The organism is Sphingobacterium sp. N143 (assembly GCF_030325625.1).
Classification (GTDB): Bacteria; Bacteroidota; Bacteroidia; order Sphingobacteriales; family Sphingobacteriaceae; genus Sphingobacterium.
Genome location: NZ_JACAIS010000009.1, coordinates 1 through 14,305, shown reverse-complemented (window position 1 = coordinate 14,305; position 14,305 = coordinate 1). Strand labels below are relative to the sequence as shown.

General features: G+C 44.3%; 9 protein-coding genes. 5 read left to right on the top strand and 4 right to left on the bottom strand.

All coding sequences use genetic code 11. From position 1 onward, the window contains the following. Positions 1-178: 178 nt before the first annotated feature. From HX021_RS16625 to HX021_RS16610, 4 genes are read left to right on the top strand one after another with little or no spacing between them, the layout of a single operon-like run. Positions 179-3,418, top strand: a complete 3,240-nt coding sequence (locus HX021_RS16625; protein WP_286591622.1) for a SusC/RagA family TonB-linked outer membrane protein — start codon at positions 179-181, stop codon at positions 3,416-3,418. Positions 3,419-3,443: 25 nt separating this feature from the next. Beyond that, a complete protein-coding gene (locus HX021_RS16620; RefSeq protein ID WP_286591621.1) occupies positions 3,444-4,889 on the top strand; it encodes a RagB/SusD family nutrient uptake outer membrane protein in 1,446 nt (481 codons plus the stop codon). Between the two features lie 10 nt (positions 4,890-4,899). Continuing rightward, complete coding sequence (locus HX021_RS16615) at positions 4,900-6,093, top strand: sialidase family protein (protein WP_286591620.1); 1,194 nt, start codon at positions 4,900-4,902, stop codon at positions 6,091-6,093. Positions 6,094-6,144: 51 nt separating this feature from the next. Next, the gene (locus tag HX021_RS16610) at positions 6,145-7,668 is read left to right on the top strand and encodes a PKD domain-containing protein (protein WP_286591619.1); all 1,524 of its coding nucleotides are present in this window, start codon (positions 6,145-6,147) and stop codon (positions 7,666-7,668) included. A gap of 64 nt (positions 7,669-7,732) precedes the next feature. On the opposite strand, the gene HX021_RS16605 is transcribed toward HX021_RS16610, so the two are convergent. Together HX021_RS16605 and HX021_RS16600 are read right to left on the bottom strand one after the other, a co-directional pair. Further along, positions 7,733-8,518: a DUF4249 domain-containing protein gene (locus HX021_RS16605; protein WP_286591617.1), complete on the bottom strand. Its 786-nt coding sequence runs from the start codon at positions 8,516-8,518 to the stop codon at positions 7,733-7,735. A gap of 5 nt (positions 8,519-8,523) precedes the next feature. Next, positions 8,524-10,848: a TonB-dependent receptor gene (locus HX021_RS16600; protein WP_286591615.1), complete on the bottom strand. Its 2,325-nt coding sequence runs from the start codon at positions 10,846-10,848 to the stop codon at positions 8,524-8,526. 183 nt (positions 10,849-11,031) lie between these two features. Between HX021_RS16600 and HX021_RS16595 the strand changes: the two genes are divergently transcribed. Then, a complete protein-coding gene (locus tag HX021_RS16595; RefSeq protein ID WP_286591614.1) occupies positions 11,032-11,820 on the top strand; it encodes an HAEPLYID family protein in 789 nt (262 codons plus the stop codon). Positions 11,821-12,093: 273 nt separating this feature from the next. Here HX021_RS16595 and HX021_RS16590 read toward each other — a convergent pair whose 3' ends face one another. Further along, positions 12,094-13,572 carry a TlpA family protein disulfide reductase gene (locus HX021_RS16590; protein WP_286591613.1) on the bottom strand — a complete coding sequence of 493 codons (1,479 nt, stop codon included), beginning with the start codon at positions 13,570-13,572 and terminating at the stop codon, positions 12,094-12,096. Positions 13,573-13,891: 319 nt separating this feature from the next. Beyond that, a partial coding sequence (locus tag HX021_RS16585) for a DDE-type integrase/transposase/recombinase (protein WP_286591612.1) occupies positions 13,892-14,305 on the bottom strand: 414 nt, incomplete at its 5' end.

The window sequence follows — 14,305 nt, the reverse complement described above, 5'->3', positions numbered from 1 at the left end:
ATTTCTAGGCTCCGGCTGCTGTGTATTCTCGTGAATGAGCTTGGTTCTTAAGGACTTTTCTTGAACGGGAATAAATAACTGCGGAGAAAGTTATCGTGAAAATAATTTTTGTTTTCATTTTTATTTTCTACATTTGATATGTAGTACATATAAACATAAATTATAAATCTAAATTGAAATGGAAAGAAACGTTACCTGCGTGCTATTTCTCGTGTTTTTTGTGTTTTCTTCAATGGTATTTGCCCAATCTCCCAATAGGGAGATTAATGGTAGGGTCAGCTCAAGTCAAGATGGGAAGGCACTGTCTGGGGTCAGTATTCGATTGAAAAACTCGTCCATCGCGACGTCCACAGATCAAGATGGGAAATACAGTCTTACAGTACCCTCTGGGCAGGGAGTACTTGTTTTTACTTTTGTAGGCTTTAAGTCTCAGGAAGTTCGTATTGAAAATAATAGCAACATAAATGTATCGATGGAGGGCGATGCTGAAGCATTGGAGGAGGTCGTGGTGGTCGGTTATGGTAAGCAGAGTCGGGAAACTGTTGCGGCATCGATTAGCCGGGTAGGGAAAGAGGAGTTCGATAAAGCTCCTGGACAAAACCCTATGCTCCAGTTACAGGGTAAAGTCGCTGGTTTATCCTTGCAGGTTTCTGATGGGCAGCCTGGAGCCAGTCCCCAGGTATTTATTCGTGGTGGTAGCTCGACATCCCCGGAAGGTGATGTTCCCTTATATGTTATTGATGGTATGGTCTCCCAGGGTACCCGTAGTATCAATGACCTGAATCCCGACGATATTGAGTCGATTACGGTATTAAAGGACGCGGCCTCAACAGCTATTTATGGTGCCCGTGCGGCCAATGGGATCATTATCGTGACCACCAAGTCGGGTAAACTCGGTAAGCCGACCATTAACTTGCGCTACACGCATGGCATCGAGGAACAAAGGGATCGCTTACCTTTATTAAATGCCCGCGATTATGTCTATCTGACACGCAAGAATACAATGGATTTTAATAAATCAAATCCAGATTTCTACCTCACAGGCGGCCGCTACGGGATGTCGACCGGCAATCCCCGGAATTCGAAAAATACATTGGAATTCTTGGATGTATACCTGGAAAATTATGGTCAGGATTACGTGGCTGATTTGATAGACAATCAGGGCTGGGAAACAATGGATGACCCTGTAACGGGCAAGAAATTGATTTTTCAGAACAATGACTTTCAGGATGCGACGTTCCAATTGGGGAGCAAGCAGGAAGTCGACTTTGATATCAGTGGCGGTACGGAAAAGGCAAAGTATTACTTCGGCCTGGGGTATTTGAATCAAGATGGGATTGTGCGGGGAACCAATTATAAAAACTATAGTGCCTTGTTTAATGGTGATTTTAAACTGAGCGATACATGGTCTTTAAATACGAAAGTTACTTTTCAACAAAGGAAGTCCAATGCACCCAAAAATTATGAATGGGTCCTGTCAAGAAGCGTCCTGACGCCGCCGACTTATAGGAAATACTATGAAAATGGACTGCCTGCACCCGGCGAAGGGATTTCATCTTTTAGAAACCGCCTGCATGAAATATATTATAAAACGAAATATAATGATGTGGATGTCTATCGGACTAGCTTCCAGATTGGAGCGAATTGGGATATTTTGCCTGGCCTGTCATTTAAGCCTTCGGTCTATTATTTCACCACAGAAGGTATAGAGAATTACTTCGAAGCTTATAATGAAACGGTAACAAATAGGCCTGCCTCGGCTAAGCATAACTTGGACCGGCATATACAGACGGATGGACTGTTGAGCTATGATAAACAATTTGCGGGCTTACATAATTTCAGCGCGATATTGGGGGGAAGTTATTATCATGACTATAGTTACCGGATGAGCGGAAGTGGCCGTGAAGCATTGACAGATCATATTCCCACATTAAACGCAACTTCTGAATTGACCCAACGGACCTCCACAACCAAAGGGTATGAGGCGATGTTGAGTTATTATACGCGTGTCAATTACGATTATGACAAAAAGTATATTTTATCGGCGAGTATGCGGATGGATGGTTCCTCCAAGTTCGCAAAAGACAAGCTATGGGGCTATTTCCCTGGCATGTCGGCCGCCTGGAATGTTCATCGGGAGGACTTCTTCCAGCCTTTGTCCAACGCTGGCCTTTCTAAGCTGAAGCTGCGCGGTAGCTGGGGCAGGACGGGCAACAACAACATTGATCCACTGGATTCCCGTGGTCGTTATGCCACTGGATATGGCTATATGGGAAAGGTGGGGATATTGAACACGGTGTTGATGAACAATACGCTGGTATGGGAACGCACGACTTCCTTTGATGCGGGATTGGATTTAGGCCTGTTTAACGACAGACTGACAGTCCTGCTGGATTATTACAACAAATTAACGGATCAAAGATTGTTTGATAAGCCTCTTTCATCGCAATTGGGCTTCGGCTCCATCAAGAGTAATTATGGTGCTATACGCAACCGCGGGTTTGAGGTTGAACTGCAGGCTTCTCCGGTCAGAACCGACAACTTTACATGGGACCTGAGCGCAACGTTCTCCTTCAATCGGGCCACAGTTGTTCAGCTTCCCATGAATGGGGAGGATAAAAACCGCATCAATGGGAATTTCGTATACGATCCGGCATTGGGTGACTATATCAAGGTTGGTGGATTGGCCGAAGGTGAACGCTTTGGTGGACGATGGGCCTATCATTACCAAGGGGTTTACCAGACGGATGAGGAGGCTAAGGCTGCGCCATTGGACCGCAATGCCTCTGGGCGGGTGAAAACTGCGGGCGATGCCATTTTTGAAGATCTGGACGGGGATGGCGTGCTGGACAATAATGATATGGTATTTATGGGATACATCCGTCCGGACAAAACGGGCGGACTGGTCAATAATTTCTCCTATAAAGGGCTTTCCCTGCGTTTTGTGATCGATTGGTCGGTGGGGCATGTGATCGACAACGGCTTTAAAGCGAATATCATGGGAAGTAGCCGGAATAATAATAATGCTTTTCAAGAGGTCTTGACCGATAGCTGGCAAGGGACTGGTCATGATGCTAAATATCCTAAATATACCGTGCAAAGTGATTTTGACTATAATTTTAGAAATCATATGCGCTGGGACAATGGCCTGGGCAATACCGGTGGGGGGAGCAACAATAGCCTGTATTATGGAAAAGGGGATTATTTGGCCTTCCGTGAAGTATCCTTAAGCTACCGTTTTAAAGCTGATTTTTTGAGAAAGGCCAAAGTGCAGGGACTGGAAGTATTTGGCGGAGTGTACAACCTGGGCTATTTGACAAATTATGAGGGCATGATGCCCGAAATATTTGATGGGGCCGACTATGGCACATATCCTCGGCCTAGACAGATTAACTTCGGAATGCGCGCTACTTTTTAAGTTCAAATCATTTAATCGAATCAACATGAGACAAAATATGAAACTATACAGCCTTATTTTCGGCCTCTTCTTGTTCACAAGCTGTGAAAAGCTATTGGATGTCGATACGGTTTCTGATATTACCAATGATGACTATTGGCAGAGCCCGGGGGATATGGAAAGTTATCTCTTTGGGATATATGATCAATTTAGAAACCTGAATAACAACACCATGTATTTTGAGGATCGCGGGGATGCCTTCGTCCCCGGAATGGAGGGGGGCGCCTCGAATGCCTGGAACCAGAACCTGACGGATCAAAATGCACCCAATTGGAACGGCTTTTACACGGTCATCCAACATTGTAATGTATTGCTGAAATATGCCGACCGCATCGCATTCGGGGTGCAGGCCGACAAGGACCGTATCTTGGCCGAAACTTATTTTATGCGTGCGCATACGTATTTTAGCTTACTGCGCATCTGGGGTGATGTGCCTCTGGAGCTTGAACCTACCGAAAGTGATGATAAACCGCAACTGGGGAGATCGTCCAAGGCTGAGGTCATGGCCCAGATCCTGAGCGACCTGGCCAGATCGATTGATTTATTCCCCGAAGAGGGAATCAAGGATAAGAGCCGGGTTTCCCAACCTGCCGCCTATGCACTGAAAGCCGATGTGCTCCTCTGGAAGGCGAAGGTCTTGAACGGAACAGAAGCCGACCTGGCCGCAGTGATCGACGCCGCAGATAAAGCCAGCATAGGGACGAGCCTGGAGGATGATTTTGGAAAAATATTTGGCGATGATAGTAAAAAAGGGAAGGAAATTATCTTTTCGATTTATATGCAACGCGATGAAAAAGGGGATCAGTACAGCAGCCAGTTAAAACCCCGGGATGTTTTTGTCAAAGATGCATTGAACGTAGATGATATTGCATTTGCGAGAAGTGGGGCAAGAAGCCAGTATGCGCCTTCCCCTAAGCTGCAGGATGCTTTTAAGGAATATGCTTCGGATAGCCGTATGGCAAAATCTATTATAGAGGCGATTGCGCCCGGCAACGTGACCATCGCCTGGTTTGACAATAAAATGAGAGGTAGTGTAAATGCTGGCAATCGGTATTATGATTCGGATATCGTGCTTTACCGCTTGGCGGAGATGATCCTGTTCAAAGCCGAAGCTTTGGCGGCACTGAACCGTACGGCCGAAGCAATCACTGAACTGGATAAAGTCAGGATGCGGGCCAACATCGGGAACTACACGGGGGCTACAGATAAGATCGCGGTGGAAAGAGCAATTCTGAAAGAACGTTTTAGGGAATTCTACTTGGAACTGAAGCGCTGGCCTGATTTATTGCGCTTTCATTTTGGCTCAACGATAAACGTGTATGCTGAGGTGCCCAATCTGATCGGGACCACTGTCCCGCTATATTCCCCGATTCCGAAGACGGAAATCGACCGGAATCCTAATTTAAAACAAACAGAAGGATACAGTAAATAAATGAATAGCGATGGTTTTAAGAAATAAAATAATAGCAAGCATGGTCTTGTTGTGTTGCTTGACAACGTCTTTTGCGTTGGAAGGATGTACAAAGGATACGCCCACAAAACCGGTTACCAAGCCCGGAGAAGATGACGACGATACGGAAGAGCCGCAAGATCCCTTCAATTACATTTATAAGGAAAATACCGGTGGGTTTCAGGTCTACCGTATCCCTGCCATCGTGACGGCAAACAGTGGTCGGCTTTTGGCTTTCGCGGAGGCCAGAAAACTGCGAAGTGGCGGTGATAGTGGCGATATCGACATGGTGGTCAAATTTTCAGACGACAATGGTAAGACATGGAGCGAGATGATTACAATTTGGGATGAAGGGGCAAATACCTGCGGTAACCCAGTCCCCATTGTGGATCGAAAGACCGGAAAGATCCATTTACTGTTGACCTGGAACAATGGCGCCGATGACTGGGGGGCCTTAACGAGTGGAACGGGAAAGGATACCCGAAGGGTATATTATACGGCTTCGGAAGACGAAGGAAAGAGCTGGGCAACGCCTAAGGAAATCACCACAAGTGTGAAAGCAGCGACATGGGACTGGTATGGCACAGGTCCTGTACATGGTATCCAGATGGTAAATGGACCGCATCAGGGAAGGCTGGTTGTACCGAGCTACTATACAGAGCGCGTGGACGGAAAGCGGCAGGATCGTTCGCATGCCATTTATTCGGATGATCATGGGCTGACCTGGAAGGCGGGGGCTGCCGCAAACGGAGGCGCTGTAGGGGAATGTACGGTCGCCGAGCTGGCTGATGGCCGGCTGATGATGAATTTCAGGATAAGTACCGGCAATGTCAGAAAGTATTGCATCAGTACGGATGGTGGGGAAAGCTGGGGTGAAATGAAAACGGATTATACGCTTGTGGATGCGATATGTCAGGGAAGTTTACTTTCGGGTACTTTAGCGGGCAAGCATCACATGTTCTTCGCGAATGCTGCAAGTGTCGAACGGAAGAATATGACCGTGAAGCTCAGCAACGATAATGGCAGTACTTGGATGAAAAAAGTTCCCGTATATAGTGGGCCGTCGGCCTATTCGGACATGACGTTTACCGAAGATGGAAAGGTCTCCTTGGTTTATGAAGGTGGAATCAACAGGCCTTATGAGGGAATTGCTTTTAAGCTGCTGGAATTGAACGATTTTAAATAAAATGGATTTGCATCCGCGTGGATCGGATGATTAATTACTAATTATGAACAGATGAAAATTAACTTTTTTTTAATCTGCTATGTCGCTTTGCTGGGACTGTTTTCTTCCTGTAAAAAGGATGCAGAGATGACCAAGCTACAGGCTGATTTTACGCTTGATTCGGAGGTAATTCAAGCGGGGGAGTCTGTTGTCCTTTCAGACGCCTCTACCGGAACGGTGTCTAAATGGAATTGGAAATTTGAAGGCGCTGATATCAAGGAATCTATTCTGTCGAATCCGACCGTAATGTTCGAGCAGCCGGGCGAATATACCATCACATTGGTGGTATCCAATGCGCATGGCACAGCCACGGCAAGCAAGAAGGTCACCGTAGGCTATACGGCTGTACAGGCTGACTTTAGAGCCGATAAGCGTATCGTGATTCAGGGCGATGAAGTGGCCTTCAAAGATAGTTCTGCCGGATTGGTCGAAAGCTGGGACTGGGAGTTTCGCTCCGCCGGGGGTACGGTGCTGACATCAAAAGAACAGCACCCGAAAATAAAATTCGATAAGGTGGGGATATACCGGGCTAAATTGACGATCAGTAATCCGGAGTTTTCGGACGAAGAAGTCAAAGAGAAATTTATTGAGGTATTGGATGCCAGTAACTTGAGTGTCGATTTTTCAGCCAGTGTCACAGGTACCTATGAAGGGGGCAGCATCGCATTCACACCATCATCGGTAGGCACGGTGAACAATTGGCTCTGGGAATTTGAAGGGGGCACACCTGCCACGAGCACAGTGAAAAATCCAACGGTTACCTATAACCAGCCTGGCAGATACAAGGTGAAACTGAGCGGAACGAATGCGGGAGGGGTGACCAAAGAAAAAGTGCGGGAAGGATATATCGTTGTTGTACCTGGAGACAAGCTGGCGGCTTATTTCCCTTTTGGCGGCAGTTTGAATGATGTTGGACCCTATCAGTTTGTACCAACGATTAGAGGCTCGGTGACAAGTGATGGATCGGATCGAAAAGCCGTGGAGAACAATGTTGCGGTGTTCAATGGAGCTAGCGGACTGGTTATCGCTGATCACCCTGCACTGAATTTTGGCGATCAGGATTATACAGTGGCTGTCTGGCTGAAGGCAAGTAAGCTCACGAAGATGATGGTATGGCAGGAGAGTGGTGATAAGGGATCTAAGGATAACCAGACCTGGTTGCGCCTATTGTCTAATACCACTGATCAGCTCGTCACATTCGCCACAGAGGATGCCAAAGGGGGGGCTTTCGTGAATTTAAATGAAGCTCAAAAAGGGCGTTGGCAGCCCGGCGAATGGTTCCATGTGGTCACGACACGAACTGGGCTGAAGACATCAATTTATATCAATGGTGCACTGGCCAAGGAAGGGAGCTCGGGCAGCGGCGTGAAGGTGGTTTCCAATGCCGGTGACTTTAAGATCGGAATGCAGCGGGGAACAAATGCCGCTGACGGTAGCTTTACCTTCGGAAATTACTTCAATGGCATGATGGACGATCTGGTGATTTATAATAAGGCACTGACAGCAGCTGAGGTGGCGGCACTGTTTAAGCTTTAATCACGGTATGGGGCTGATCCGTTTTCTTGGACAGCCCCATTTTTATGCTGGAAAAATTAAGATGCTACTGCTGCGCTACTTTTAATGTATAGGCTTTGACCGGGGCAACCGAGAAATAACCCAGTGCATTGTTGGAAATATTTGACGTTGGGTTGCCGGGGACGGCATTACTCAAATTGGTGTTTTGATATTCGCTCCAGTAATTATATGTTTTTTCGTCCACACAATAGCGCCGTACAATAATATCATCTCCAGGTGAAAGCTCTGTTTCCAGGTCGGAAACGTAATGAATGACGCGCAGTCCATTGTTAAACTGGTCGCTCTGTGCACTCGCAAAGCGAAAGGGCTTCCCGTTGAGGGATAATGTATATAGGTAATAGTTGGCTGTTTTGATCGGGTCTTTAAAGGACAAGGCCGCAAAAAAATAAGTTTTGCCGGCAATATTCCGTTCAAGAACACGCGTGGAATCCACCGCCACATAGGCTGGCATAACGCTGCTGGCGCTGTATTGTTGCTTTTGTACCGTTACGTTTAAGGAATAGGTCCGGCCCACGACAGGCTTGAAATTGCGGTGTATATAATTACCATCCTTCTCGTATTGGAAAGTAAAGCTGTGGTTCTGATTGTCCTTGACGATCACCGAAGCCCCAGTAATTGGGGAAGAGCCGACCGCCGCATCAAAGGCGACCGATTTAGAGATACGGATCCGCTGCACGGCACTTGCATCGGATAGCTGGGCATCGATCACCACACGTGAAGCCGCCGCATTCAGATCGAGATCAATTTTTTCTTCACAGGCAGTCAGTAAACTGAACAGGCCAAATAGGATGAGGAGTGGTCTAGCAATCATAAGGTTTAAAATTTAAAATTCCAGGTAACTGAAGGGATTATGCCAAAAAGGACAACCTTATAGGCCTCCGTTCGGTTTGGATTGGACTTATCTTCCCGAAAATCAATGGTATACGCGTTTTTCCGGTTATAGGCGTTGTACACACCAAAAGTCCAGCTCGAATGAAAACGCTTGTTGCTCGGCTTGGGGTCATAGGTTGCCGAGAGGTCCAGGCGGTGATAATCCGGCATACGGTATCCATTTCGTTCCGTATAATAAAATATCGATTTTCCATTGACCATATATTTCCCGCTCGGAAAGGTGACCGCATTGCCTGTATTGAATGCAAATGTAGCCCCCAAGGTCCAACTTTGGGATAAGTTATATAACGCGACGATGGAAAGATCATGTGTCTGATCCTGGCGGGCATTGAACCAGCTGCCATTGTTGATCCCAGCAAATTGACGCTGGCTCTTTGACAGCGTATAGCTTACCCAGCCAGTGAGCTTGCCTTTTTTCTTGCGTAGGTACCATTCCAATCCATAGGCGCGACCTCGGCCAAACAGCAATTCCCCCTCAAAGTGTTCATTGGCTTGCAATGTTGCGCCATTGCGCATATCGATCTGATTACCGAGGCGCTTATAATAAGCTTCCACCGAAAATGCATAATTTTTCTGATCGAAATCCCGGAAGTACCCCAGGGAGGCCTGGTCCACAACCTGCGGCTTAATGTTGAGGCTGCTCAGGACATATTGATCCGTCGGCAGGCTCGATGTGGTATTGGTCAGCTGATGCAGATTTTGGACAATGCGGTTAAATGAGGCCTTGAGGCTGCTTTGTTCATTCAGCAGTAAGCTCGCCGAAAAGCGGGGTTCTATATTGATGTAATGCTTGGCAATCCTGCTGTTGTCACGCTTTTCCGAAACGGCTGCACCACTGCTGTTAAATCCATAAAATGTCCGTTGGCCCAGCACCATAAAGTCGTGTAGATGTATACCGTAGTTCAGGGATAGGTAGGACAATGGTTTCCACTCATGCGACACATAACCGCCTAAATCGATACCACGTTGCCTTTGGATGGACGTAGGGTTGACGGACTGATTTTTTTCAGAGGAAAGATTTGCCGGGCGGATTTCCTGCAACAGCATATTGGCACCGATCCGAAAGCTGTTGTTGACATTGGGGCGATACGTGAAATCCTGTTTCAGATCAAGGTTACGGATCTTGGAAGAGACCTGAAAATCAGTCTGATCACTGGACACGCCGGCATTGTAGTTAAATCCACTGTAGACGACAGCGGTATTGCTCGAGATCTCATGATTAAAATGATGGCTCAACCGCGCCGTCCCGGTGCTGTTTCCCCAGCCAATATGAAACAGGTCGGTATAGTCCAGCTTATCCTTACCATGATATCCCGATACATAAAGATTGGTCTTCTCACTGAGCTGGAAATGGAATTTTGCGTTGAGGTCATAGAAGTAAAGGGTATTGTTTGAAATATCCTTGTCTTTCGCCAGCTTGAGAAATGAATCGGCATAGGAGCGGCGTGCACTGAACATGAAGGAACTTTTATCCCGTTCAATCGGCCCCTCTAATTTCAGCCGGGAAGCAATCAGACCGATGCCGCCTTCTCCTGAAAATTGTTTTTTATTGCCTTCGAGCATGGAAATATCCAGAACAGAGGCAATGCGCCCCCCAAATTGGGCCGGAATGCCACCTTTATAGAGTTGGATATCCTTGATCGCATCCGAATTAAAGGTTGAGAAAAAGCCTAATAAATGTGAGGCATTATAGACGGTGGCCTGATCCAATAAAATAAGATTTTGACCGCCATCTCCACCGCGTACGTTAAAGTGCGAAGAACCTTCACCGCCACTGTGTACACCGGGAAGCAATTGAATGGTTTTCAATACATCTTTTTCACCCAGGAGCACGGGGACATCTTTGATCTCCTGCATATCGAGGTGAACTGCGCCGATCTGGGTGTCGCTTACATGATCTCGGAGGGGTTTCTGCGTCACCTGAACCTCGTCGATCCGATTGCTCGCCGGCTGGAGGTCAACGTTCAATTGTTGGTTGCCTTTGAGGTCAACAAGCTGTACCTGTGGTTGATAGCCCACATGGCTGATGCTCAGCCGATGTTGCCCTGATGGAAGTGTCAATGAATAATAGCCCTGTGCATTGGTATTGGCACCTATTCGACCATTTTCAGTGGAGATTAGCGTACCGATCAAAGGTTCTTTGGAGATGGAGTCACGGACCAGTCCACGGAGAGTAACCTCTTGGGCAGAAACAATAATCGGACACAGGAAAAGGGAAATAGAAAGAAAATGCTGCTGTTTAAATGCCATTGTGAATTGCTGGAATTTTTTGATGTACAATAATGTTCGAATGACCTATTAATCCATTATTAATAATTGTTTCTATAGTTTAACCCCGCCATTATCTAACGTTAAGTCCTAACAAAATATTGCTGTTAATTTTTCTTTTCAAAATTCCCAATTGTTTCCATAGTTCAGCGGGAGTTTTGTGGTATGAAAAACAACACATACTGTTTGCGATTTTTGGGAGCTGTGCTGACAGCCGGATTGCTGTTCCTTGCCGGTTCAATCACTGCGCAGGAAAACAGGCCATTGCCGGATAAGGTACATCATGCCGAACCTTTGTATAATGATCTTGTACGCGACCTGGGCGCAAGAAAAGGAGAGAAGGAGTTCAATGTAGGGGCAGATATCAAGAAAATGAATGCTGCCGACGAATACGGTTATTTAATGGAATATGAGTTTGCGCCCATTGACCGTTTAGGGCTGGAAGTTGAAACCGACTTTGCGTATACAAAGAGTAAGTTAAGCGGTGTGGGCTCAAGCAATGAGCTCGAAAGACTGCGTTTGTCCTCACAATATTCTTTTTATGTGTCTAAGCAGCATGCGACGACGATGGCCGTCGGTTATACCCAGATTTTCAATTTTGTGGAAGGAGGTACGGCTTTCAACCCCTTTTTTGTGGCGGCCAAAAGCTGGCAGCACAATTGGCATACGCTGATTTATACCGGGCCGGAAATTGCCTACCGCTATAAAACTTCAAAGGTAGAGATGAACTGGCAGATCAATACCTCCTTTCATTATACATTACCGGAGACAGACCATTTTATAGGTGTCGAAGTGAATCAGGTCGTAGCAGATGGTAAACTAGAAACAACCTTGCGGCCCCAGGTAAAGTTGGGCGTGAATGATAAGCTGGCCATCGGTATGGCGGCTGGGTTTCCCGTGGGTGGAAAGGACAGGGCCCTCAGTTCATTTTTCCGGTTGATCTATCAGTTGTAAGTTTCCGACGTAAATTCTACGAAACACGGAATGCTACAGCGCAAACAAAATAAGTGCGCTCGATAATCGTTGCCCACCACAGTCCCGTTGGTGGAACCGCGATAATACCCCGAAACTCCACTTTTGACTGTCTGAACAACGGGGAGAAGGTCAAAAAATGTGATTATTTTCTTATCCTATTGAAAATCTAGTAAAAAAAATAATTTTTCTATGTAATCATTTTTAGTAGTTGTATATGTTTACCTAAATAAAAATCATACTTTTTATAACAATTTATTTTTCTGCATTTCTCAAGATTTCCTCGAATTTTTGCGAGCCAGGAAAGCCCGTTAGTTTATCTATTAACTCTCCGTTTTTATTGTAAATTAAATAGGTCGGAATCGATGAAAAGTTTATTTTCTTTTGAAGTTTTTCCATTTGTAATGATGAAAGGTAAAAATGATTTCCTGCTATACCTTTGACTTGATTGTTCCACAGAGTTCTGGGAGATGACACATCGGTTATATAGACAAAGACTACATTATTATATTTCTCTTTTATTGGCTTAATTTTGTCCATAGCGGTTAGACAAGGGGCACACCAAGTGGCCCAAAAATCTATGACTATAGTTTTGTCTGGGTATTTTTTTATTATTTCGGAGAGTACATCGCCCTTTTTGAGGTTAGACCAATCATAAACTCGTCCTGTATCATTAACAATCCTAAGTCCATTGATACTATTTTGGTATAATAAATAATCAGAAAATGATTTATCTTTAAAATATCCTATAATATCTTTAGATTGTTCGTCCGAAAGAAGTTTGCTCCTAGCAATTTGATCCAAGTACGCATTTGCTAGCATAATATTATAAAAATAGCCTTTGGAATATCCTAATAAAGGATGGAGTATAGCAGAAGTCTTTTTCATCCAATCTTTTAATGAAATATTATCTGTAACAGGTAAGTTTAACACACTGTCCGCCAGTAAAGATTTTGTTAATTCATTATAATAGTTTGATAGCAGGTAATCTTTATTGTTGAGGTCAAGCTCTCTTAAGAATGTATAATAATCTAAATTAATCTTATTTTTTATTTTAGCTTTTTCTTTATCCATACCCGCATTCACATTATCAATATACATTCCATTATTCGGATCTAATAAGAACATTCTGGTGTATACGGCAGCAAACGTTCTATGCAGACTTATTTTTGAATCCATTGATAATGGTGTATTGTTAATTTTATCTATTTTTTCTCTCATCGAGGATAATGCGCGATCACGATATGCGTTGGGTTCAAATACATACTTATTTGAAGAACTATTTTCATTGAATAAACTACTGAATAAACTTTGTAAGGTTTTGGTTTCCCGAAATATCGCTTCGTAAGGTCCATAATATTGAATATAAGGAGAGATGTTAGAATCGAAATTAAAAATTACTTTAGTAGTATCATTTGGTAGGAGAAATATATACCGCTCAATATTATCAGTTTTTAAAATCGCTGAGGTCAGCTTAAATGATGGTATTTTTAAAAGTGTATCTGCATTTCCCAAAATAGAGAAATTTATATCATAATAGCTAGTCAAATTACTTGTTAATGTTAATTTGAATAATAACGCTTTTTTGCTTGTGTTGCCTTGTACTTCAAGTTTAAAATACGAATCGCCAAAACTCTCACTATTGTTTGATAATTTATTTTGAGCATTCACGTTAACAATAATGGTGCAAATTAAGGCCCATAAAAGTATTTGGAAACGAATTATATTTTTCATTCAATTATTAATTTGTATAGCCAATAATACATTATTGGCTATACTTTTTTGTTTAATTTATCTTTTAAAACAAACTAAGCCAGAATTAAAAGGTAAGTATTGACATTGCCCAGTGTTTCCGTTAGATTGTGTACAAGAATCCCATTGTAATCTCACCCTAACTAGCTATATCCAAAACTAAATAATTCCAATCGAATTTATTGTTATTATCTCGTTGGAAAGTTGGGAAATTCTCCTGTTTCCCATATTTCAGTAAAAATTCCACAGGTGTAAGTTGCCCTAGCGAAGAAGGTGGTCTGACATTATTATACATCCACGCTCAGGCATTAGCGTATTTTCTGATCGCAGTAAGGTTTTCAAACATATAACTGTCCAACACATCCTGCCTGAACGTTCTGTTGAACCTTTCGATAAGACTATTTTGGGTAGGTTTACCTGGTTGGATATAACACCATTCAATGCCGCTTTGCGAACACCATTGCTGTAAAACCTCTGCTAAAAACTCAGGGCCGTTATCTGACCGTATGCATTCAGGCTTTCCCCGCCATTCTACCACCTTTTCTAATTCTTTGACCACCCTGGCTGCCGGAAGGCTGGTGTCAACTGTAATAGACAATGCTTCCCGATTAAAATCATCTATAATATTCAATGTCCGTATGCTCTTCCCCGTAGATAACGTATCGTGCATAAAATCAAGACTCCATGTAATATTTGGTCCAATGGGACACAATAA

Coding starts and splice junctions, on each gene's coding strand:
- HX021_RS16590 (WP_286591613.1), bottom strand. CDS start 13,572: ATGAAAAATATAATTCGTTTCCAAATACTTTTATGGGCCTTAATTTGC.
- HX021_RS16610 (WP_286591619.1), top strand. CDS start 6,145: ATGAAAATTAACTTTTTTTTAATCTGCTATGTCGCTTTGCTGGGACTG.
- HX021_RS16605 (WP_286591617.1), bottom strand. CDS start 8,518: ATGATTGCTAGACCACTCCTCATCCTATTTGGCCTGTTCAGTTTACTG.
- HX021_RS16600 (WP_286591615.1), bottom strand. CDS start 10,848: ATGGCATTTAAACAGCAGCATTTTCTTTCTATTTCCCTTTTCCTGTGT.
- HX021_RS16615 (WP_286591620.1), top strand. CDS start 4,900: ATGGTTTTAAGAAATAAAATAATAGCAAGCATGGTCTTGTTGTGTTGC.
- HX021_RS16595 (WP_286591614.1), top strand. CDS start 11,032: ATGAAAAACAACACATACTGTTTGCGATTTTTGGGAGCTGTGCTGACA.
- HX021_RS16625 (WP_286591622.1), top strand. CDS start 179: ATGGAAAGAAACGTTACCTGCGTGCTATTTCTCGTGTTTTTTGTGTTT.
- HX021_RS16620 (WP_286591621.1), top strand. CDS start 3,444: ATGAGACAAAATATGAAACTATACAGCCTTATTTTCGGCCTCTTCTTG.